Origin of the sequence: Saccharibacillus sacchari DSM 19268 (assembly GCF_000585395.1) — a bacterium.
Classification (GTDB): Bacteria; Bacillota; Bacilli; order Paenibacillales; family Paenibacillaceae; genus Saccharibacillus; species Saccharibacillus sacchari.
On sequence record NZ_KK073875.1, the window covers coordinates 5846317 to 5869570 of the forward strand.

A 23254-nucleotide genomic window follows, 5' to 3' on the forward strand; every position below is an offset into this window, starting at 1 on the left:
GAAGGTTATGCGTCAACATAAGTCACATGCTGGAAAAGGCTGAGGCGGGCTCCGGGGGAGTTCTTTAGCCTATGCTTACGATGTGCCTTTCTTCGAAAGGCTTCACTTTACGAACTCCCCCTGCGCCCTAGGCCTTTTCCTGCAAGTCCTTATGGACTTGGGGGAAGAGAGAAGAAGAGACTCTTTGGAAAGTTGATGGCTTTTCAGGCGAGTTATTTTATTGGCAGTGCTTTTCGAAAAAGAAAAAAAAGACGCGCGCCTAGATAAAAGGCGCGCGTCTCGAAGGACGAAACAAGCAAGTCGGAGAACACATGGAAGCAAAGAAAGCAAATAAACAAGAAGGATGAGCAAAACAAGCACTCGTAAAAGACCAACGAATTAAAAGAAATAAATGAAAGCTGAAAGCTCAATCTAGAAACCGCTAACGGATCGCATATCCTTTAAAAGCAAAAATACGGCCCATTATGATTTTTAACGGATCGTATATTCGTTAACCGCTCGATTTGCCATTTTTCCGCTCAAAAACGGCCCTAAACACTGTCTAAGCGCCGCCTCGCTCCGTTAGAGTTTTAATCTGCGGCAAAATCCCTCCTAAGTGTACCTATGTCAAGAAAATAGACAACTTTTTAAGTGACCGGTTCAAGCCGAATGTTGACGCCAGCGTGCGGCAAATTGAGCAGGAGAAAGATAGCCTAGCGCACTGTGCATCCGTTTGCGGTTGTAGAAAAATTCGAGATACCTGTATAACTCGTCGTAAGCTTGGGCATGCGTTTGGAACCGAGTCACGTACACCAATTCTTTCTTTAGCACACTGTGAAAGGCCTCAATAACGGCGTTGTCATAACAATTTCCTTTTCGACTCATACTGGCGGTCATCTGGTAGCATTCAAGCTGCTTGCAGTAGGTTTTGGAGGCGTATTGCGACCCACGGTCCGAGTGGTGGAGAAGTCCGGGCTTCGGTTTCTTCGCCTGGTAAGCGATTTTTAACGCCTCCACAACGAGATCTTCGGTCATACGGTCACGCAAACACCAGCCTACGATTTCGCGCGTGTACAAATCCATGACACTCGCCAAATATAACCGGCCTTGTCGACAAGGAATAGACGTCACGTCGGCCACCCATTTTTCGTTAGGCGCGGTCGCCACAAAATTCTGGTTTAACACATTCGGCGCAACGGGCGAAGGGTGGGCAGAATCGGTCGTTTGGACTCGAAACTTGCGACTGACGCACGAACGAAGTCCGAGCTCGCGCATGTAGAGACTCACGGTTCGGCTCGAAATTCGAACGCCACGACGATGAAGCAGCTTCGTCATTTTGGGACTGCCGTAACGCTGGTGGTGGTCGTGAAAAAGAAGCGAGATCTGCTGTTGCACCTGACCTTTACGTTCCTTCTGCGTACTTTGTCGGCGAGAACGCCACGCGTAAAAACCGCTCCGAGCGACTTGAAGGACTGTGCACATCTTCTCGATTCGAAACTCGGAGCGATGAGCTTCGATGAACGCAAATCTCAGTTCTTTTCTTTGCTGAAGATGTGAAGCGCCTTTTTTAGGATGGCGAGTTCCTCTTCCAAATCTTTCTTTTCTCGCTCGGAGGCTTTAAGCTTGGCTTCCATTTCCCGGAGCTTTTCGGCATTGGCAGTGATGACCGGCTCATTCTCGAATGACCGATATTTCGTCATCCAGTTCTTGAGTGTGCCAGCTGGAATCTGCATCTCCTCGGCGATCTCCGGCAGCGTTTTGGTTTGCTCCTGCACATACTGGACGGCTTTTTTCTTGAACTCTTCGTTGTAGTGTTGACGTTGCTTGGTCACGGACCCCACCTCTTTCTTTGTCCTTATTATCTGAGGTCACTTAAGGGTGTGTCCACTTTTTATTCTAGATGCAAAGCGTCTCTACGATCCGTTAAAGTTCAAACCCGCTCAAAACGAGTCGCCCAAAGACCGCACCTGTACTTGCTTTTCACTTCCCTAGCCCTTGCACCTGCACTCGCCCCATTGCCTTCGACTTCCCTATCCCTATCCCTATCCCTATCCCTATCCCCTTATTGTTCCCCCGGACGCAGCCGCCCAACAAGACGGCGCCCGTCCCGTCCGCCACAAACAACAAAAAAGCCGGCAAAATCATGCCGGCCTTGCCCTCCCGCCCTTCTCCCCACAAGGAGGAGAGGCAGCAGTCTTGCTCTTAAGTTCTGAAGCCCCGTTCGCGATGCCCAACAGAGCGGGGGGTGGCGGTGAGAGCCGAAGACCGTGGAGCGGAAGCGGAACATCGCCTTTGTCCCCCGGCTTCCCACCTTCCTACTCCAATCAAAGGAAGCAGGGGGACAACAGCTAAACGCAAGAAGAATTCTTGCGACTACGGAAGCATATGCTAGGAGGCCTCACCGCCCCGCAGCGCCTCCCCATCACCCAACGCCCCGCCAAACTCCAACCCCTAAGACTGCTGCATCTCCGACGGCAGCTCCATTTTACGCGCCAACATATCCTCGCGCAGCGTCGCCCACTGCTCGCGCGACGCCCGGATCATGCCCGCGTCCATAATCCGCTGATCATGAATGACGCGCGAGAACCAGCGTACGGCCTCATTGAATTCTTCCAACCTGCGGCACAACTCGCCGATCAGGAACATCAATCGCGCATCGTTCGGACCCGCAGCTTCCGTCTCGTATACGCGCACGTACGAATCGCGCGCGAATCCGATAAAGCGAATTTCCTGCTCCTGGTTGCCGGCATAGCGGTACAGCCAGGCGATATGATGCAGCAGGCTCGCGATGATCCGCTCTTTGTCCTTGATAACCTGCGCGCAGATCAATGCCAACTTATACGTCTCCAAAGCCGCTTCCAGCGTGCGCTTGCCTTCGTAATTTTTCTTTTTGGCCGTCGCTCCGACTTTTTCCTCGAATAGCTTCCGTTGATCGGGTGTTAGCTTGGCCGCGGAATTTTCAGTAAAAGCAAAACCGCAATGCGGGCAGACGCGAACGACGTAGAAATCCGGATTTTCATTTTTATAATGCGCGCAAAAGTCCGAATCGCGCCGGATCGTCTGTTTGAAACTCGGCCGCACGCGGCTCGTTTGAAACGTTAGTTCGCAGCACACGCAAGCGGTCGTAATTTGAAACAGCGGATCGATTTCCATAATCGTAAGCCCTTCTTTCTAAATTCATGAATGAGACGGGGCGGCAGAAACAGTAGGTGTCGTGCACCCTTTTTCACTTAGAATGATTCGACATGCTGATGCAGACAACGCTTCACTTTTCCCGTTAAGGGGTATTGACGAAATGATAAGCCGGACCTTTCAATCTGGCAATAACGAATTCGCGAAGCTCGTCTTCCACGCCGTTTTCCTGCAGTGACGCGTTCATACAAGCCAACCAGGCATCCGCGCGTTCATTCGTCACCGGAAAACGCATATGCCGAGCCCGCATCATCGGATGCCCGTGCTGCTCGGAAAAAAGCGGCGGGCCGCCGAAAAATTGGGTCAGAAACTGTTGTTGTTTTTCCATGACGGGTCCCATATCTTCAGGGAACAACGGAGCCAAGAGCGGCTCGCGCACGACGTTCCCGTAAAAAGTCTCAATGATGTTGCGCAGTCCGTCCGATTCGCCGAGCTGCTGATAGATGGTCAGTCCGGAATCCATGCTCATTACCGCTTCCCCTTTTCCTTCGTGGTGGCAATCTGTATACCTTTGTATTATAGCAAACCAACAGCCGTTTCAGACCCGTCTTTATACACAGTTTGAATGGAAAAACAAAAAAGCGTCAGGTCCGCGCCCAACGCTTGAATTGTAACTGTGCATCCGTCCCCCGGAATCCACAGTTGCTTTGACTACCTGAGACTTTAATACCCGCTCCATTCCTCTTCCCCCGGATGGTCGAGAGAAATGCGGATCACGTAGACAAAAGCACATACCATAATAGCCGTTACGATACTCATGTGACCACTCCGTCCGTATGAAATGTAAGGACAAATGTCGATATCGAAAACATGTCATCCGTCAAAAGACCGAGATAAGCATTAAAAGTTTGGTTTTTTTATTCTATCACAGATCATCAAAAAATAAAGCCATTTTGCAACCGCTTTCTCTAAGATTAAGGATAAAATTTACAAAAAAAAGTTTTGTGCGCCCTGTTCCCCACAGCATGTTAAAATGAACGGGAACAGGCATCGGTACGATATGCCGACCGTAAGGTAAAACTCCGAGCAAAGGAGCGTTTAAGCGTTGAAATATTATGTATTGGACCGCGGCGACCAACTGTCGATCGACCTCAGCCAACAATTTCATAAACTCGCAGCCGAAAAAGGGTTTGAGATGGATTCCGAGTCGCCGGAGATCGTCATTTCCATTGGCGGCGACGGAACCATGCTGCATGCGTTCCACTCGTTTATCGACCGGATTCCGGAGATCGCGTTCGTCGGCGTCCATACCGGACACCTCGGATTTTACGCCGACTGGAAAGCTGAAGATTTGCCAAAGCTCATCGAATTCATGTCGGGCGCCGGCGAAGGCGGACTGGGTCCGAAGATCGTCAAGTATCCACTATTGGAACTTGAGATCGAACGTAAATCCGGGACTTCCATCCATACTGTGTTAAACGAATTTGCCATCAAAGGCGCCGAAGCGACGATGGTCGTGCAAATCGATATCAATGACGAAGTGTTTGAAATGTTCCGGGGCGACGGCATCTGCGTTTCCACTCCCTCGGGCAGCACGGCTTACAACCGCGGCCTCGGCGGCGCGATCATGCACCCTACGCTCGAAGCTCTGCAAATTGCCGAGATCGCTTCGATCAACAATCGGGTCTTCCGTACGCTGGGTTCGCCTCTCGTGCTCCCGAAGCATCATCATTGCGACATTTATTCGCGCAAGGAACAGCGTCTGATTCTCACGATGGACCACCGTTATTTGACGATCGATGATTTGGTGTCGGTTCGCTGCCGCGTGTCGAGCCAGAAGATCAGCTTTGCCCGCTACCGTCCGTTTCCGTTCTGGAATCGGGTGCGTGAAGCTTTCTTGGGGTAGGGGGGTGCGTGGGAAGTGAGAAGACTCCGAGAAAAATTCGTTCAATTCGCTGTCTCACTTGGAAAAGTCGATTGGAATTTTTAGTTGAAGTTTTCCAAGTTCAAAGGCGTATTTCACTGAATTTTTCTCTCCGTCTTCTCGCTTCCAGTTATGTTGGAGTTTTTTGAAAAGTAAAGAAGCGGCCCCTTTTGGGAGCCGCTTCTTTACTTTTTTTTTAATGACGTTTTGGCACAGCCGCGCGCGCGAGCATGCCTGCCGTCTATCCAAAACGGCTTCTTTTGCCGGCTCGACAGCTGGCGATTTGTATCATCCGTTATTCAACTACTCCATATTACTCCGTACGCTGATTCGCTGCCGGATCGGCCGTTGCCGGTTGAACCCGTTGCGGTTGAGCGGAAGCGGATTGTTCGCGATTCGAACGCTCCCCGCCGCCCTGACGCTGTCCCGAACGGCTTTCTCCGTTCGGACGATTTTCCGCATTCGGGCGACCTTCCCCGTTCGAGCTTTTTTCCGCGCCGGAACGGTTCTCCGCGGCTGATTGTTGTTCCCCGCCGCGATCTTCGCGCTTGCGGTTACGGGGATGTTGTTCGCTGCCGGAACCTTTTGGCTTACCTTTATCGTGCTCGCGATTTTGATGGTCGCGGTTCGGACGCTCTCCCCGATTGGAGTGTTTCTTGCCCGGGTGGCCCTGAGACTTTTCTTTCGTGTCGTTATCGTTTGCATCGGACGCACGTTCGCCGCGCGGATGTTTGGAATCCCGGTCGCCGCCCCGTCCCCGATGCTCCTTGCGGTCTTTTGCTGCCGGATGATCGCCTTTTTCTTTGGCCGCATCCTTGTCTTTATCCTTGTTCTTATGCGTTACGCGATATTCGCGAACCGGCTCTTTGATCTCGCCGAGGTCTTGATACTGCGCCGCTTCCTCCGGGTCTTTGACGTCCTTCATGTCTTTCACCTTGCGAAGAACGAAGTAGGCGCAGCCGAAGTTGCAATGCTCTGTAATATAGTCGGTCGTAAAAGAAAATTGGGATTCCTTCGCGATCTTGGACTGCCCGTCGTGGTACATGCCCTTGAGCCGCAGCTGATTATAGCCCCAATCTCCGATGATATAATCGTAACGCTCCAGAATCTCGCTGTAGCGGCCGCGGAACGCTTCCGCATTCCAGCCGTTTTTGTGATTAATCATGACTTCGTAGACTTTACCGCCAATTTGAAACAACAAATTCCCCTCCCTGCCGAAACACGCGCTGTTCAAATTCTCTATATGGTTCTGGCTCTGTGCAATAAAAAAAGTTCAGCAAAGCGCAATACATGAAGCGAAGCTACACTCATTATAACGGTGCATGGAAAAAAAACCAATAAAGACTTGTAGATAAACGCCTATACAGCGCACTTTGCTCAGGGCCCAACCCGGATGCGATAGTCTCTCGGAGACACGCCGGTAATCCTCTTGAACACACGGGAAAAATAAAACATGTCTTTATACCCCAGTCGTTCTCCGATTTCCTTGACGCTCATATCGGTATTCAGCAAAATATTGCGCGCTTCCGCCGTCCGCAACCGATGCACGAATTCATTAAAAGGATATCCCGTATACTCCTGCACGATTCGCCGCAATGTGGATACCGAAATATGATGTCGAGCCGCCATTTCCTCAACCGTTGGCGGAAGATGCAGCAGCGTCTGAATATCCTCAATGATATCCTGCGCCAACCTCTCTCTTCGCCCAGCTTCCGCGCGATCCTCCCCCGAAATCAATTCATATAAAAAGCTTTCCAAGCCCAGCGCCGCACGGTCCAGATTATCCGACGTGCCGCTGTCGATCAGCCTGAGCATATTTTCCATCCGTTGCAGCAGCATTTCATTCATCCGCCATTGATGCACCCGCCTCTCGTCAGGCAGCCAATGACTGCGCCACTCCTTGATCCGCGTACCGGAAGCCGTAAAATAATATTCGTCCCATTGCTCGCCGGCATTCGGTCCGTAATCGAACACAGCACCGGGATACAAGAAAAACCATGATCCGGCGCGTACCGTTTGAATTTCTCCGCCGTCGACCCGGTATTGTCCGCTTCCGCCCGTAATCAGCACAATCGCCCAATAACGGAATGTGGCCTGCTCTCTAAACATCGTTCTTCCCGGCAAATGTCCCGCGTTCATGATCGTCGCCGATTTGATGCGCAGACGAGCGGGATCGACCGAAGGAGTTAGTACGCGAATCGGACTTCGGCTGATCGTATAGTCCATATACTGTGACATCCTGAACATTCTCTCCTTTTATCCGCTGTGCTAAATTAGACGTATTGTTAGAGTTGCTTATGAACAAATATAACATATCGTCTTCGGACGCTAGGGCGTGTCTTCAAATCTCGATGAACATAGATTTTTCCGAATTTTCGTTCTCAACAAGGAACTTTTTCGCAGTCGTGCCGGGGCACGTCAAGAGAAAGTGACGATGCATTGCCGAAATCGTACGCGCTTCAGGTACGATTCCGGTTGAGGACGAAAAGGCGGTGAAAGATATACATCAGCAGATTTGAAGACACGCCCTAAGGAAAGGATGAATCTGATTATGGAAAAAGTACACATTGGATTAATCGGCTGCGGCTCCATCTCCGACTCTCATCTTCAAGCTTACGCCGCCAATCCGCAGGTCAAGCTGGTTGCGGTCTGCGATCTGAATCCGGAACGCGCCCGTCAAACCGCCTCCAAGTATGAAATTCCCGGCATCTATGACGATTATAAGGAACTGCTCGCAGATCCCAACGTCCATGCCGTCAGCATCTGCACCTGGAATAACTCGCACGCCGAGATCAGCATCGCCGCCCTGCACGCCGGTAAGCATGTGCTGTGCGAAAAGCCTTTATGCAAAACGGTCGACGAAGCCCTTGCCGTGCAGCAAGCCGTCGAAGAAACGGGCCGCATCCTGCAAGTCGGTTACGTGCGTCGCCATGCTGCCAACATCGAAGTGCTGAAGCGTTTTATCGACGCGGGCGATCTGGGCGAGTTGTATTATGCCAAAGCCAGCCTAATCCGCCGTCTCGGCAATCCGGGCGGCTGGTTTGCCGATAGCGAACGTTCGGGCGGCGGTCCGTTGATCGATATCGGCGTCCATGTGATCGATTTATGCTGGTACCTGATGGGCAAGCCGAAAGTCGTCTCTGTCAGCGGAAATACCTACCACAAGCTGGGCAACCGCTCTAATGTCGAGAACTACGCTTACTACCAGGCTGCCGATTTCGATCCTTCCGTCAATACGGTCGAAGATATGGCGAACGCGCTGATCCGGTTTGAAAATGGCGCTTCGCTCGCGGTTGACGTCAGTTTCTCCCTGCACGCCCGCAAAGAATCGGCTCAAGTCGCGGTGTTCGGCGAACGCGGCGGCGCGGAGATCGAACCGGCGCTCGCGATCGCGACCGAACGTCACAATACCATCTTGAACGTCGATCCGCAGCTCACTACGCCGGGGTTCGACTTCGTCGACAGCTTCAAACGCGAGATCAACCATTTCGTGCAGCTCTGCCAAGGCGAAGCCGAGAATCTGTGTCCGGTGGAAGACGGCGTGGAGATGATTCGGATCTTGAACGCGATCTACCAATCCGCAGCCGAAGGCCGCGAGATTCGACTGGATTAACTTTTATAAAAGGAGGAACTACCATGACAACCCACCTGCACCTGACCAATAAAATCGGCGTGATCGTCGACAGCTTCGGCATCGGAGTGACGGAAGGACTCAAAAAAGCAAAAGAAGTCGGCGCGGACGGCGTCCAAATCTATGCGGTATCCGGCGAAATGGACCCCGACGTGCTGATCGGCGCCAAACGCCGCGAGCTGCGCAGCCTGATCGACGGCCTCGGCCTGGAAATCTCCGCGCTGTGCGGCGATCTGGCGGGTCACGGCTTCCAAGATGCTTCGGTCAACCCGGAAAAAATCGAGAAGTCCAAGCGCATTTTGGATTTGGCGCTCGAACTCGGTACCAACGTCGTCACAACGCATATCGGCATCGTGCCGGAAGACCGCAACGGTCCGATCTACGCCGCCATGCACCAAGCTTGCGAAGAATTAAGCCGTTACGCGAGCAGCCTGAATGCTTACTTTGCCATCGAGACGGGTCCCGAACCTGCCGCCCATTTGAAGAGCTTCCTCGACACGCTCGGCACCAACGGCGTCTCCGTCAACTTCGATCCGGCTAACATGGTCATGGTTACGGGCGACGATCCGGTACAAGGCGTGCATCTGCTCAAAGATTATATCGTGCACACGCACGTGAAAGACGGACGCCGCCTGCGCATCGTTGACCCCAAACAGGTCTACGGCTATCTGGGTTATGAAAAAATGGACCACTCCGCGATTGCCGATATGGCCGCGGGCGGAGCGGAAGCGGACTTTATCGAGCTGCCTCCCGGCGAAGGCGATGTAGACTTCGACGCTTACTTTAAAGCCCTGCAAGACATCGGATACCAAGGTTATCTGACGATCGAACGCGAGGTCGGACACGATCCGGCTGCGGACATCGCGGGAGCGGTTCGTTTTATTCAAAGGTATCGCGGTTAGTACCTTCCAAACAAACGTATCTTTTTCACAGTAGAAAGGAGCACGTTGATTCATGAAACTCGGCATCAGTTCATATAGTTTGTATCAGGCCATGCACCAGGGAAGAATGACGATCGAAGAAGCGCTCGACTGGGTCGCCGAACTCGGCGCCGCGCATATCGAGATCGTACCGGGGCTGGGGTTCGATTTTGAGAAAGATCCGGATCTGGAAAAACGTCTCGTTGAGCGTGCGGCGAAACTTTCGCTTACGCTGTCCAACTACGCGATCGGCGCAAATTTCATTACCGACAATGAGGAAAGTTACGAAGCGGAGATCCATCGCGTCATTTCCGAAGTCGACCGCGCGGCACGCCTTGGCATAAGATTGATGCGGCATGACGTAGCGTCGCGCGAAGACACGTCCATTTTGCGTTTTAACGAAGATTTGGAAAAAGTCGCTGCGGCCTGCCGCCGGATCGCCGATCATGCAGCGGGTTACGGGATCACGACAAGCGTCGAAAATCACGGGTATTACGTCCAAGCCAGCGACCGGGTGCAAACGTTGGTTCATGCCGTGGGCCGTCCGAATTTCAAAACAACGCTGGATGTCGGCAATTTTGTCTGCGTGGACGAAAATCCGCTCACCGCCGTCGCCAACAATCTGCCGTACGCCTCCATGGTGCATATCAAAGACTTCTACATCCGTCCGGCTCGCCGCAATCCCGGTGAAGGCTGGTTCCGCAGCGCCGGAGGCAATTATTTACGCGGTGCAATTGCCGGACAAGGCGATTTGGATCTGGCGGAGATCATCGGACTGGTCAAATCTTCCGGTTACGACGGCTTTCTTTCGATCGAATATGAAGGCATGGAAGACTGTCTGACGGGGACGCGGATTGCTTTTGAAAATGTACGGCGGATATGGGACGAAGCCCAACAATGAATGGTAACCAGCACACGTCAAAAAGGATTCGGAGCTTTCGTCCGAATCCTTTTTTCTATCCGGCCAGCAAAAGCATGAAGATCAAGGAACCAACCGCTGCCGTACCGCCTCGAACAACAACACCGAAGCCGCCATCGCCACGTTAAGCGACTCCGCCTGCCCCGGCATCGGAATAATAATCGACTCGTCCACAAAGGCCTCTACCTCCGGCGACACGCCGCTGCCTTCGCTGCCGAACACGAACCAGGTCGAGCCGCGGTAATCCGCCTCATAGCAGTTCTGCTTCGCTTGAAGGCTCGTGCTGACGATCTTCGCCGATGCTTCTCGCGCCTGCGGCAGCAACTCCGTCAGATCCCCTTCCACGATCGGCAGATGAAACAGCGACCCCATCGTCGAACGTACCGTCTTCGGGTTATAAATATCCGCGCTCCCGCGCCCGATCAACACGCCTGCCGCTCCGGCCGCGTCCGCCGCCCGGATAATCGTTCCGACATTTCCCGGGTCCTGCACGCCGTCCAGCACCGCGACAAGCGCATTCTCTATTCGCAAAATGTCCCCGATCTTCGCCGCCGACTTCCGCACCACCGCAAACACCGGCTGCGGCGTCCGCGCTTCCGTACACTTCGCCACAATCGCCGCCGACACCGCGACCCAGTCTCCCTGCCCTGCCGCCTGCGCATCTTCCTTCAACTCCGCAGGCACGCCCAACGCCGCATCGTAAGCCACACACTCCACGTCAGCCCCCGACCTCAGCGCCTCCTGCACCAGATGCACGCCTTCGACGATATACTTCCCCTGCCGATCCCGATGCTTTTTCTCCAGCAAACTCGCCCATTCCTTCACCCGAGCATTCGCCGTCGATTCGATCTGCGCATGTCCCATTCTTCCACCCTCCGCTTCTTTAAAATGATATCTTCCAAAAGATAAAGGCACCGCCGAAGCGATACCTTTATCTGCTTGATGCTTTTATATGTTCTAAGCCTTATCTTGTGGATATTTGCAATTTTCTATGTGCACGGGTTAGTTTTTGACCTTTTATTTCTTATTTTTTTACTTCTAACCCCTACATGGTGAAGAAAGCCCTTTTCCCGAGAAGCCCCAGCGGAGGGAGAAATTCAGTGAAAGATGCCTTTGAACTCGGAAAACTTCCATTGAAATTTCATTCCAGTTTTCCGAGTGAGACAGCATCTTGAACGAATTTCTCCCGCAGCGCCCCAGCTTCTCTAGCGAACAGGTTTTATCTCATCCGTGCTTATCGAATGCGATCTCAAGGCGGACCAGATCATCCCGCTCGCCCACGATCACCAGCACGTCGCCTTCCCAGAGCCGCCCATGCGGATCGGGAGAAATGTTCATCTTGCTGCCCCGGCGCACCGCTATTACGTTACAGCCGTACTTTTGCCGCAGATTCAGCTCGATCAGATTCCGCCCGACCATTTTCGCGGGAACCAGCATTTCAAAAATACTGTAATCGCCCGACAGCTCGATATAATCGAGAATGTTCGGCGACGTCAGATTGTGCGCGACGCGCGTCCCCATATCCCGCTCCGGGAACACGACCTTATCCGCGCCGATCTTGCTCAGTACCTTGCCGTGCAGCTCGTTCTGCGCCTTGGCGATAATCGTAGGCACGTTCATTTCTTTTAAAATCAACGTGGTCAGGATGCTCGCTTGAATATCCTGCCCGATCGCCACGACCACGACGTCGAAGTTGCGAATGCCGAGCGCTTGCAGCGCTTCGTCATCCGTCGTATCCGCCGATACCGCGTGCGTCACAATATTCGAAATCTCCTGCGTCCGCTCCTCGCTCGCGTCGATCGCCAGCACGTCAAAACCCATTTGGCTAAGCGTCTTGGCGATACTCGAACCGAAGCGGCCCATTCCGATGATCGCGTACTGCTTTTTCCCCTTACCCATTCTTGGTCAGGCCTCCTTGAAAATCAGGGTGCCATCTCCAGGAATTGAGCGTCCGGGTTTTTGTCGATGGCCGTGCGCATCGCGTATTCGTTCTCGAACAGCGCGACGTAGTTGCCCTTCTTGTCCTTCACCAGCGTCGAGTTGATCCGGAATTTCGAAGGGTCGATCTCCGGCGCAACGATCCAACGGGCGAACTGGAACGTTTGGCGCTGAAGCTGAACATCCACGCCGTACTCGTTTTTCATCCGGTATTCAAAGACCTCGAATTGCAGCTGTCCGACCACGCCGAGAATCGTATCGTCGAAGCTGACCGTACGGAATACCTGAATGGTGCCTTCCTCCGTCAACTGGTCGATCCCTTTTTGATATTGCTTGTGCTTGAGCGCGTTTTTGGCCGTGACTTTGGCGAAAATTTCCGGGGAGAACGTCGGCAGTTCTTCGAACTCGAAGTTCTGACCTTCTACGAGCGAGTCGCCGATCCGGAAAATGCCCGGGTCGAACAAACCGATAATGTCGCCCGCGTAAGCCGTTTCGACGATATCGCGGTCTTGAGCCAAGAACTGCTGCGGCTGTGCCAGCTTGATGTCTTTGCCTACGCGCACATGTTTGACGCTCATGCCGCGCTCGAACTTGCCGGACACGATGCGCAGGAACGCGATACGGTCGCGATGCGCCGGGTTCATGTTCGCTTGAATCTTGAACACGTAGCCGCTGAATTTCTCGCGTGTCGGTTCGATCTCGCCTTCCGTACTTTTGCGCGGTGCCGGTTTCGGCGCAAGCTCCAGGAAGTTTTCCAGGAACGTTTGCAGGCCGAAGTTGTTGATTGCGCTGCCGAAGAACAGAGGGGTCAGCTCGCCGCGTTTGACCTTTTCGTAATCGAATTGGTCGCCCGCCACGTCCAACAGCTCCAGCTCTTCCGCCAGTTGGTTCGCATGATACTCGCCTGCCATCTCGGAGATAATCGGATCGCGATAGTCTTCGACTTTTTGGACTTTGATTTGCGAATGGTCGTCGCCTTGGAACAGCTCGACCTGGTTTTTCATCCGGTCGTAAATGCCGTTCAGCTCACGTCCCATGCCGATCGGCCAGTTCATCGGAACGGCGCGGATGCCCAGTACCTGTTCGAGTTCTTCCATCAGGTCGAACGGGCTGCGGCCTTCGCGGTCGAGTTTGTTGATAAACGTAAAGATCGGAATGCCGCGCTGCGCGCAGACTTGGAACAGCTTGATCGTCTGGGCTTCGACACCCTTCGCGACGTCGATCAGCATGACCGCGCTATCGGCTGCCGTCAGCGTCCGGTAGGTGTCTTCACTGAAGTCTTGGTGACCCGGCGTATCCAAAATGTTGATGCGGTGGCCGTTGTAATCGAATTGCATCACCGACGAAGTAACCGAGATGCCCCGCTGCTTCTCGATCTCCATCCAGTCGCTCGTTGCGTGTTTGCTGGCTTTACGGGCCTTGACCGTTCCGGCCAGACGAATAGCGCCGCCGAAGAGCAGCAGCTTCTCCGTCAGCGTCGTTTTCCCGGCATCCGGGTGAGATATAATGGCAAAAGTTCTGCGTTTCTCGACTTCCTCGCGCAAAACTTTATCTTGGGTTTGGCTCATGTTCACGTTCCCTTCTGTATCGTGCGTATTCATCCCTATATTGTACCATAATTAACGCTTCGGCAAGGGGAGAATCTGCATCGATGCTTAGAGAAACGCAATTCTTTTCAGACAGGCTTCCCTCGATCTACTCTTCTTCCGGCTCCCGCCGAAACGAACGCATATACTCCCGTACCGCTTCGTCGTCATATTCGGTTAACAGGCGGCCCAAGTGCAGCTTGACCTCGGCCAAATGACGCTCCTGTTGCTCGATCCCGGCAATCTGTTCGCGCACCAGCTCCCGGATCGCCTCCACATCCATCTCCGGCCCCTCGCCCAGCTTGCGCAGCGTATCGCCGATTCGGGATAACGGGTACCCGAGCGCTTTCGTATCCTGAATAAATTGGATCATCGTCAGATATTCATCGCCGTAAAGCCGGTACCCGCTCTCGCTTCGCTCCGGCTGCGGCAGCAGACCCTCGTCTTCGTAAAAGCGAATCGCCGCCGTTGTCAGTCCCGTCTGCTTCGCCAGTTGACCCCGGGTCATTTTCTTCATCGATCGCTCTCCCTCACTTTTCCGCTACTATCATTATCTTGCCGCCGCACCCGGCGTAACTTTTCCGTCCAGATCTCCACCTGTTAGTGCTGCATCGCCCATACGCGTATACTCGGGCTGATAACGAACTTCCGGAAATGCCGCAACGTCTTGCCCGAGCAGTTCCGACTCGATCCCGTTCAGATAACGATCGAAAAAAGCCGTCGTATACGTACGCGTAATCTCGATCGTCCGCTCCGCCGAGACTTTCTTGGCGAACAGCTTTGGAGATACCAACGAAATATCGGTAAAGCTCTGATGGTAAAAAGGCTCAACCGTTGCAAACAGCGCATCGCTTCGGCTCGCCCGCATCACCCGATCCGCATCTTCTTGCCACTCCTCGAAAAAGACCGCTTCTTTCTTAGGCGTGTCCGGGTTCAAGCTCTGCGCCGTTCCGCCCGTGAACAAATACATAAACGGACGCTCCAGCGGCTTATGCGACACCTCGCCCCAGAATCCTCCTTCCAGACTGAGCGCGGCAGCAAATCGTTCATCCGTCGCCAACGCTTCCGCAGCCGTCGCTCCGCCGTAAGAATGGCCTAGAATCCCGACTCGACTCAAATCCAGCAGGCCTGACAAGACATGACCCGAAGACGGATGATTCCACTCTTCCAATGTATCTCGTACAAAACGAGCGTCCAGCGCGCGTACCGCAACCTCTTTGACATTATAATCATACAATTCGCGCGACTGCGCAAACTCCGGCTCATGCAAATATGCCGCGTAGCTTCCGTCCGTCAATTTTACCCGTGCAGACGTATAGGGATGGTCCATACCGATGACGATGTAGCCTTGGCTAGCTAGCTCTTCAACAAGGGTCAGACTCTGGTAACGCGTCGAGCGAATCCCCGGAGAGAACAACAATACAGGATACCTCGAACACTCCTTTGCGACCGGAACATTTTTAAACATATGCGTTTTCACTCGTGACACATGTCGGAACAATCCTTTAGGCAGGCCGAACACCAGCGAAATACACTCCCCTAGCGAATCCGGGTAATTTTCCACCTCAGTGTCCTGTTGACTTGACAGTTCCGCCGGATACCAGACCGTAATCGGGATTTCGCGTTCCCCCACACCTTCCGGGACCGTACCACGCTTCGTTTCTTTACGTTTGCTGTCGGTTAAATGCGCCTCAAATGTGCCAATGGCATAAGTCCCCGTCGGCTCCGGCATCGTGAAGACAGGGAACAAACGTCTCATCGGATTTGAACTGAGACCTTCCTTTTTCGACCGATAGATATGGGCGGCTGCCGCAATTCCCGCTACCCCGCCGAGTACTCCCCATTTCGTGCTAGTTTTCATGACCAACCACTCTCCTTCGTTTTGACTATTCTAATCTCAGCATAAAGGTTGAAGTATACTTCAAGGTCAAGCTTGAACTGCCCCGTCTCCGTAAAAAAACAAAAAAGCCGCTGCGTCGTCGGAAAGTTCGACGATACAGCGGCTTTACAGTCTATGGCTATAGTTGTTTTTGGATTAGTTGCTCGAAGCCGCTACCCAAATGACATTGTCTTCTTCTTGTCCGTTAACCGGCCACCAGTGGAATCCGTCGCGCGCAAGCAGTTCGTGCGCCGCGTCCGGTCCCCAGCTTCCTGCCGGATACGTGCTGACGTCAGCCGGATTTTCTTTCCAAGCCGCATCGATCTTGTCCACGAAAGCCCAAGCCGAAGCCACTTCGTCCCAACGCGTGAAGTACGTGGAATCGCCTTTCGCCGCATCGTGGATCAGGCGCTCGTAAGCTTCCGGAGAGTTGATGCCCACCAGGCAGCTTTGGCAGAACTCCATTGCCACTTGCGCGATTTCCGATTCCGAACCCGGCTTCTTCGCATTGATCTTGAAGTAGATGCCTTCCATCGGATTGACGCGGATCACCAGCAGGTTAGGCTTGAGATCATGCTTTTGCCCGAGGTAAATGTTGCCCGGCATCTTTTTGAATTCGATCACGACTTCGGTCGTCTTCACCGGCAGGCGCTTGCCTGTCCGAATATAGAACGGCACGCCGGCCCAACGGAAGTTATCCACGGTTACGCGAGCCGCAAAGAACGTCTCGGTGTTCGAGTTCGGATCGACTTTGTCTTCTTCGCGGTAGCCCGGAAGGTCTTTGCCGTTGCTTTGTCCGGCGGTATATTGGCCGCGCACGACATTGGCTCTGACTTCGTCGGAGTCGGCGAAATGGTGCAGCGAACGCAGCACTTTGACCTTCTCGTCGCGGATGTCTTCGGCCAGCAGACGGCTAGGCGGTTCCATGGCGATCATGGTGAGCAGCTGGAGAATATGGTTTTGACCCATATCGCGCAGCGCGCCCGCATGATCATAGTAGCCGCCGCGCTCTTCGACGCCGACCGTTTCGCCCAACGTGATTTGCACGTTCGCGATGTATTTGTTGTTCCAGAGCGACTCGAAGAACATGTTCGAGAAACGGATCGTCTCGATGTTCTGCACCATCTCTTTGCCGAGATAGTGGTCGATCCGGTAGATCTCGTCTTCCTGGAACACATGGCCCAGTTCTTCGTTCAGCTTCTCGGCCGACTTGAGGTCGTAGCCGAACGGCTTCTCGATCACGAGACGGTGCCAGCCTTCGCTGTCCAGCATGCCGCCTTCGCGCAGATTGAGCGAAACGCTGCCGAACAGTTCCGGCGCAAGCGCCAGATAGAAGAGGCGGTTGCCGGGAATCGAGAATTTGGACTCGATCGCTTCCGTCTGTTCTTTGAGTTCTTGGAATCCCGCCACGTTGTTGATGTCGAGGGATTTATATTCGAAGTGTTCCGCAAACGTGTTCCACTTCTCCTGGTCGGAAGATTTGTACCGTCCGAATTCCTGAATCGAGCGGAATACGTCGTCGCGGAATTCATCATTCGTGCGAGGGCGTCTAGCCACTCCGACTACTGCAAAGTCCTCCGCCAATTTGCCTTCCCGGTACAAGCTGAAAATGGCCGGGAACAACTTACGACGGGCCAGGTCTCCGGTAGCCCCGAAGATGAAAAAGACCGCGCCCGGTGCTTTCAATGCTTCAAGATTTTGATTGTCCGTCATAGCTCCCCATTCTTCCTGTATTAGTATAGTAACGAATTGTTATGCCTGACTCTTAATTCTCCGCGTTAGTGCGGAAAAAGAAAGATGTGATGTCATTCTATCATATCTCTCAAATTGATGCTATCGTATTGATTATCATTTATGTTGATCTAAGATGAAGGTTTCATTAATATTTCCGTACACCAAAAAGGTACACAAAAAGGCCGGCTAAATCAAGCCGACCTGGCGAAAAATTAAGGATAGCGTTTTCAATTTTCCAGGGTCACTTCGCCGTATACCCGCGTATCCGCCCAGTACGGAAGGTTTTTGTCCACCCAGCTTAAATACGTATCGCGTCGCCCGTCCCCGTTGGAATCGTCGTTCGCGCTGGCGTTGAACCCGATCACGTCGCCTGCCTGCGGAGCAAGCGCCGTATAAGGAACCGCAAACTCTACTGTATAGCCGCCCTCGCGCTGAATCACGGCCTTGGTTACCTTCGAAAGATTAAATCCTCGCATAGCCGAAGAAAGCACTCCGTCGTAGCCCACGCGCAGCTGGTAATCGCCTACCGTTCGAGTCCCATTTTTCGTATTCAATTCATCTACCCAGACCTCAACCGAATCATTATGCTCGTCCGCGGCCAGCGCATTCGGCGTCGCATCCGTCATTTCGAACAAATAATACAGCGCATTGTCGTCCCAAGCAATTCGTACCGTTCCCGTCGTACCGTTCGCATCCGTATTGAGTGCAAGCGGCGTCGCGTTGCTCCACAGATCATCGACCAACCCGTCGATACGCGGCGTCCCTCTTGCTGCTGCGTAATCGTCCTCTTCCCCGCCTCCGGGCGGCGCCGAATTCGGCACATCGCTAAATACCTGCGCCTGAGACTGGTTATAGAATGGGAAGCCTCCTTCTCCCTGAACCGCGTTGCCCGAGAAATTCAACTGTCCGATCACCGTTTTCAAAATATGCACGCCGTGATTAGCCGGATTAACGATCTCGTTACGGGCAAAGAAAGCCTGAATGCTCGCCGAACCGAGAATCAGAATCCCGCTGTCCGCCGAGTCCGTAATCGTATTTTGCTCAAACGTCGCGTTCACGATACTCGGTTCTTTATAGGTCGCCTGCAGACGAATTCCGCCTTTTTCCGGAATGGCCGGGTTACGGCTGTCACGCAAGATCGTGTTCCGCACGACTTGAAGATTGCGCACCTCATACGTCTGATAACTGCCCTCCGACGCGATGAATACGCCCGCTCCTCCAGTATCGGCGATTGCGTTTTTCTCAATGGATATGTTCGTGCCGCCCGATACCGTGATGCCGCGCGCATGACCGCCGGCTACGTCGTTATTCGCAATCTTCACGTTGTTGACCCAAGTGCCGTTTTTCTCATAGGATACGACGGCGATCATGTCATCTCCCGTATAGCGTACCGTATTCTCCTCGATCCGAATGTTCGCCGAACCGCCCGTCATATGAATGCCGTCAGCCAGCGTATCCCGAATATCGTTGCGAACGATCGCCCCGTTTATGCCGTATCCGATAATCCCCGCCGACGAACCGCCCACGATGAACGTATCCGAAACTGTGAAATCTGCCGCTCCGGGCATAATATGCACCCGAGCCGACACGGAGGTGGATAAACGCGCAGTCACCGGAACGCTCGTCAGCTTCACCCGGCTCAACCCGCTTCCGTTGCCGGTCAACTGAACAGCTTGTCGCTGCGGGTTCGTGCTGTGCAGCACAGATGCTTCGCCTTCGCCAACCATATCCACTCCATCCAGAACAACCACATCGTCATAGAGAAAAGTTCCCGGCGGCACGTACACATTTTTGTTCGAAGCTTTGGCGGCGGCTACAGCTTGGCGAATCGCGTTCAGATCGTCGATTCCATCATCGGGTACAGCTCCGTAATCGGCAATCGATACGACTTGTCCCGACGCTTGAACGACGGAAGACGGGAACGATACGACAGCAGGCAGAGCAAGAATGGAAGACATCAGCAAACAGGTTAGGACGTGCCCTCGCTTTTTCGTGATGAACATGACACAATCTCCCCTTTCGGACCTTTGAATTTAAGCGCTTACAAAGTATAATCCGCAAAGCTTGCCGTTCGATCAGAATGACATAATGTGTTATTTAGTAAAAATTCGAAACACCGACATTTCGATCCGACATCGATACATCCACAAAAAAGACCGCATCGGAGTCTTACTCCGTGCGGCCTGCGTTTGACTTGCGCAAGTATCCGATTTTGTTATTGGGCCAATCCGTTTTTATAAGCGTAAATGGCAGCTTGCGTCCGGTCTTCCACTTCCAATTTGGACAACAGGTTCGTTACATGGAATTTGACCGTCTTGATCCCGATCACCAGTTCGTCCGCGATCTCCTGATTCGACTTGCCTTGAGCCACGTAACGAAGCACTTCCATTTCCCGATCCGTAAGATCGTCGTGCAGAGCCCTGGCAGGCGGCGGGGTGCGGAAACGATCCATCATTTTGGCGGCGACTTGCGATTCAAGCACGGACTGTCCGCGCACTGCCGCACGAATCGCGTCAGCCACCTCATTGGCCCGCGATGTTTTCAGCAGATAACTGAAAGCTCCGGCTTCGATCACCGGATACATTTTCTCGTCATCCAAATAACTCGTCAGCACGATGACCTTGCAGTCCGGACAATTTTTCAATACCTCGCGCGTCGCTTCGATTCCGTCCATGCCGTCCATCACGAGGTCCATAAGAACGACATCCGGATTGTACTGCTGCGCCATCCGTACGCCTTCTTCGCCGCCGCTCGCTTCGCCGACAACCTCGATCCCGTCTTCGGTATCGAGGACGGCAGCCAACCCGATGCGTACCATCTCATGATCGTCGACGAGCAGCACGCTAATCAGTTCTTCCGTCTCCATGATTATTCCTCGCTCCCTCTTTGTCCTCCGTCTACCAATGGCACGTTCAGTTCGATACGCGTTCCTTTACCGGGGGCGGTTATGTAACGAATGGAGCCGCCGATTTCGCTGACCCGTTCCTGCATCAGCGACAAGCCGTAAGAAGCCTGCTTCTTCTCGTCCAGCTCGAAACCTACGCCGTTATCCTTCAGCGACATTCGCAATGCATCGCTTCGACGGACGATCATAATCTCCATCTTGTCGGCTTTCGAGTGGCGCAGCGTGTTCGACAGCGCTTCTTGGACGATACGGAACAGATGATTTTCGATCCCTTTGACCAGTTCAAGCCCGGCGTCCATATCGAGCGTGATTTCCATCGGGACTTTGGCTTGGATTTCGCGTACCAGCTCGCTCAGCCCTTGATACAGCGGTTTGCCTTCCAGATAAACGGGACGAAGATGCAGCAACAGTGCCCGCATTTCCGACTGCGCGACCGATGCCATTTCCTCGATCAGTTCTACTTGGCGCCTGGCTCGGGACAGATCTTTTTCAAACGTACGCCCGACCGCCGTAGCCGTCATCGAGATCGCGAACAACTGCTGCGACACCGCATCGTGCAGTTCGCGGGCGAGACGCTGACGTTCTTCGACGATCGCCGATACCCGAGCCTGCTCCGCCAACTGCGCGTTGTGCGTCGACAACCGCTGAAGCGAGCTGACCTGCTCTTCCCACTTTTTGCCGACTCGATCAAGCTGCTCCGCCAAGCCGTCCAACTCGCCGCCGGCCGGCCAGGCTGTGCGCACGGGGTTTCCTTTTTCCCACAGCAGCAGCGTATCTTGAATCCGGTCGAACTGAATCTTGCTCTGCATGGCGCGATACAATCCGTATAACGCACCGACGGCGATACATACAGCCAGGACGGTTAGGCCAGCACGGATCTTGAGCGGCCAAGTATCCGGTACGTTCAACAGCCCATACGAGTACAACACATACATCGCCGATAGCAGCACGATCAGCGACAGCAGCATCCCCGAACCGATTCCCTGCATGATCGTATTCGATTTTCGGACTTTCTTCGGTTCATTCGCCATGTTTGTTCACCGTCTCCCCGTTCGCCCCAAGCTACTGGCAGCTTATCAACGCTAAAGGTAAGGTTACGCTCGTCTAAAACGCACCTAAGGCGCGTGAGTTTTAGACGAACGAAAACTTCTGATTAAGAGTTGATAAGCTATTAATTAATCCGAATATTCACATCGCCCGCAGCATAAGCCATAACCACTCTGACTTTCTGCTCGCTATACGCATAGCCCGGCGAACGCCAGACAAATTTATTCAACATCCCGCTATGGGGCTTTCCTTCAAAACTCACCTTGCCGTAACCCACGAAAATATCCAGCTCGACTCCGTATTCCTCCGGGAAAGTCAGGTCGGCATCGCAGATTACCCCTTGCAAATGGATCACGGTATCCGGTTCGGTCGGCAGCGCCAGCGAGAAATCGCAATTCACGTCGCCGAACAAATTCCACAGACTGAGCGGTTCCGGTACCCAGGGCTCGCGTTTCCGATTCAACTGCGAGACAAATTCCTGACGCCGTACATATTCGCGGCCTTTATGCAGTTCTCCGGATCGTGCGTAAAAGACGCCGACCGAGATCAGAATGCCGCCGAGCACGAGAATGATATGGTCGAGCAGCAGCAATCCGGCTCCTACGGCGAGACACTTATAGCCGAATGACACCCGATTGGCTCTCATGGTATAAATCCCGTAACACAGCACGAGGAGAGCGACCATCGAGAGCGGGGTAACCCACTTGCCAAGCAACATGATTGCGCCTACGCCGATCAATACGATCGCCCATGTTTTTTTCCGAGTTCCCATGTCGCTCCTCCTCCTGCCGTGTTGTTATTCAAATCCGTTCCCGAGCGTAGCAAAAGCCATAACGGTACGCATTCGTACCGCATGGCTTCGCTTTTGCTTATCATTCGCTCTATTCTATCACAACTCCGGCCGGCTGTGTGGCTATTCCGGCCGCCGTTGCCGTTCTTACTGCTCGTCGCCTTTTGTCAGGGAAGGAGCACTTTGGCCGCCGTTCAGCTTGTTCTTCAACGCGTTCAGCTGCTCGTCAACCTGAAGCTGCTTTTGCGCATCGACCGGGCTGATATAAGCGGAGGTGCGGTTCAAGCCGCCACCGCCGTAAGGCGTGCGCAGAACATCGGCTTCAGCTTCCATCTGCATGATTTTCTCTTCCATCCGGCGGAAGCCCGACGAAGAACTGCCTTTGTCGATCGCGTAGACCGGATTAACCTGTGCCATTTGCTTTTTGGCTTTTGCCATTTGAGCGCGGGCAACCAGTTCGTTGCGCTTGTTGCGCATTTGGTAGAACTCGTCTTTCATCTCATGCAGCTGACGCATCAGATCGGAGACTTGAACTTCGGCTTGGCCGTGCAGGTCTTGGTACTCCGTGATTCTTTGATCGAAGTAAATCTTTTCTTCCAGCAGTTTGCGAGCCGCTTCTTCCTGGTTGTTCGTCAGCGCAGCCGTCGCTTGCGATTCGCGTTGATCGGACATGCGGAACGCTTCTTCCAGACGCTGCTTCATGCGGCGCTCGTTCGCCATTTGCTTCGCTACCGTCACTTCGGCCTGGTGAATCTCCTCTTCCATGTCACGCAGGTATTGGTTGAGCATGACTACCGGATCTTCAACCTTATCCAACATTTCATTTACCGATGCCTTCGTCATATCACGCAGTCTTTTGAATACTCCCAT

21 protein-coding genes are annotated in these 23254 nt (G+C 53.3%); 4 read left to right on the plus strand and 17 right to left on the minus strand.

What is annotated here, in order from left to right; genetic code table 11:
• Positions 1-639: 639 nt before the first annotated feature.
• The 4 genes from SACSAC_RS25395 to SACSAC_RS25410 form a co-directional block, all read right to left on the minus strand.
• Positions 640-1512 carry an IS3 family transposase gene (locus SACSAC_RS25395; protein ID WP_211251379.1) on the minus strand — a complete coding sequence of 291 codons (873 nt, stop codon included), beginning with the start codon at positions 1510-1512 and terminating at the stop codon, positions 640-642.
• Positions 1509-1811 (minus strand): transposase, encoded by a 303-nt coding sequence (locus SACSAC_RS28325; RefSeq protein ID WP_037291266.1) that lies wholly within the window; start codon positions 1809-1811, stop codon positions 1509-1511. Before SACSAC_RS28325 ends, SACSAC_RS25395 begins: the two co-directional genes overlap by 4 nt.
• Positions 1812-2430: 619 nt before the next feature.
• The gene (locus SACSAC_RS25405; RefSeq protein WP_037291268.1) at positions 2431-3132 is read right to left on the minus strand and encodes a DUF2225 domain-containing protein; all 702 of its coding nucleotides are present in this window, start codon (positions 3130-3132) and stop codon (positions 2431-2433) included.
• Positions 3133-3256: 124 nt separating this feature from the next.
• Positions 3257-3634, minus strand: a complete 378-nt coding sequence (locus SACSAC_RS25410; protein WP_037293768.1) for a globin domain-containing protein — start codon at positions 3632-3634, stop codon at positions 3257-3259.
• Positions 3635-4216: 582 nt separating this feature from the next.
• Here SACSAC_RS25410 and SACSAC_RS25415 point away from each other — a divergent pair.
• On the plus strand, positions 4217-5017 hold the full coding sequence (locus SACSAC_RS25415) for an NAD kinase (RefSeq protein WP_037291271.1): 801 nt from the start codon (positions 4217-4219) through the stop codon (positions 5015-5017).
• Positions 5018-5348: 331 nt separating this feature from the next.
• Here SACSAC_RS25415 and SACSAC_RS27440 read toward each other — a convergent pair whose 3' ends face one another.
• On the minus strand, positions 5349-6236 hold the full coding sequence (locus SACSAC_RS27440) for a YutD family protein (RefSeq protein WP_245608703.1): 888 nt from the start codon (positions 6234-6236) through the stop codon (positions 5349-5351).
• Between the two features lie 176 nt (positions 6237-6412).
• A complete protein-coding gene (locus tag SACSAC_RS25430) occupies positions 6413-7273 on the minus strand; it encodes a helix-turn-helix transcriptional regulator (RefSeq protein WP_037291275.1) in 861 nt (286 codons plus the stop codon).
• 313 nt (positions 7274-7586) lie between these two features.
• Between SACSAC_RS25430 and SACSAC_RS25435 the strand changes: the two genes are divergently transcribed.
• The 3 genes from SACSAC_RS25435 to SACSAC_RS25445 are packed head-to-tail and all read left to right on the plus strand — an operon-like array spanning position 7587 to position 10487.
• The gene (locus tag SACSAC_RS25435) at positions 7587-8648 is read left to right on the plus strand and encodes a Gfo/Idh/MocA family protein (RefSeq protein WP_037293773.1); all 1062 of its coding nucleotides are present in this window, start codon (positions 7587-7589) and stop codon (positions 8646-8648) included.
• A 23-nt stretch (positions 8649-8671) separates the two neighbouring features.
• Positions 8672-9568, plus strand: a complete 897-nt coding sequence (locus tag SACSAC_RS25440) for a sugar phosphate isomerase/epimerase family protein (RefSeq protein WP_037291276.1) — start codon at positions 8672-8674, stop codon at positions 9566-9568.
• A 52-nt stretch (positions 9569-9620) separates the two neighbouring features.
• Positions 9621-10487 (plus strand): sugar phosphate isomerase/epimerase family protein, encoded by an 867-nt coding sequence (locus SACSAC_RS25445; RefSeq protein ID WP_037291277.1) that lies wholly within the window; start codon positions 9621-9623, stop codon positions 10485-10487.
• 81 nt (positions 10488-10568) lie between these two features.
• On the opposite strand, the gene SACSAC_RS25450 is transcribed toward SACSAC_RS25445, so the two are convergent.
• The 11 genes from SACSAC_RS25450 to SACSAC_RS25500 all read right to left on the minus strand — a co-directional run bounded on the left by SACSAC_RS25450 (position 10569) and on the right by SACSAC_RS25500 (position 23254).
• Entirely contained in the window at positions 10569-11369 is an 801-nt protein-coding gene (locus tag SACSAC_RS25450) for a TrmH family RNA methyltransferase (protein ID WP_037291281.1), read from the minus strand.
• A gap of 360 nt (positions 11370-11729) precedes the next feature.
• Positions 11730-12404: a potassium channel family protein gene (locus tag SACSAC_RS25455; RefSeq protein ID WP_037291283.1), complete on the minus strand. Its 675-nt coding sequence runs from the start codon at positions 12402-12404 to the stop codon at positions 11730-11732.
• Positions 12405-12427: 23 nt separating this feature from the next.
• Positions 12428-14011 (minus strand): peptide chain release factor 3, encoded by a 1584-nt coding sequence (locus SACSAC_RS25460; RefSeq protein WP_037291285.1) that lies wholly within the window; start codon positions 14009-14011, stop codon positions 12428-12430.
• A gap of 127 nt (positions 14012-14138) precedes the next feature.
• The gene (locus SACSAC_RS25465) at positions 14139-14546 is read right to left on the minus strand and encodes a MerR family transcriptional regulator (protein ID WP_037291287.1); all 408 of its coding nucleotides are present in this window, start codon (positions 14544-14546) and stop codon (positions 14139-14141) included.
• A gap of 33 nt (positions 14547-14579) precedes the next feature.
• A complete protein-coding gene (locus SACSAC_RS25470) occupies positions 14580-15890 on the minus strand; it encodes an alpha/beta hydrolase family protein (protein WP_051507415.1) in 1311 nt (436 codons plus the stop codon).
• A 174-nt stretch (positions 15891-16064) separates the two neighbouring features.
• Positions 16065-17621, minus strand: a complete 1557-nt coding sequence (zwf, locus tag SACSAC_RS25475) for a glucose-6-phosphate dehydrogenase (RefSeq protein WP_037291289.1) — start codon at positions 17619-17621, stop codon at positions 16065-16067.
• Between the two features lie 248 nt (positions 17622-17869).
• Positions 17870-19645: a sugar-binding protein gene (locus SACSAC_RS25480; protein ID WP_037291291.1), complete on the minus strand. Its 1776-nt coding sequence runs from the start codon at positions 19643-19645 to the stop codon at positions 17870-17872.
• Positions 19646-19857: 212 nt separating this feature from the next.
• Complete coding sequence (locus SACSAC_RS25485) at positions 19858-20508, minus strand: response regulator (RefSeq protein WP_037291293.1); 651 nt, start codon at positions 20506-20508, stop codon at positions 19858-19860.
• A gap of 2 nt (positions 20509-20510) precedes the next feature.
• A complete protein-coding gene (locus SACSAC_RS25490; RefSeq protein ID WP_037291296.1) occupies positions 20511-21578 on the minus strand; it encodes a histidine kinase in 1068 nt (355 codons plus the stop codon).
• Positions 21579-21718: 140 nt separating this feature from the next.
• Positions 21719-22366, minus strand: coding sequence for a cell wall-active antibiotics response protein LiaF (liaF, locus tag SACSAC_RS25495; RefSeq protein WP_037291297.1), 648 nt, complete (start codon positions 22364-22366; stop codon positions 21719-21721).
• Positions 22367-22531: 165 nt separating this feature from the next.
• On the minus strand, positions 22532-23254 hold the full coding sequence (locus SACSAC_RS25500; RefSeq protein WP_037291299.1) for a PspA/IM30 family protein: 723 nt from the start codon (positions 23252-23254) through the stop codon (positions 22532-22534).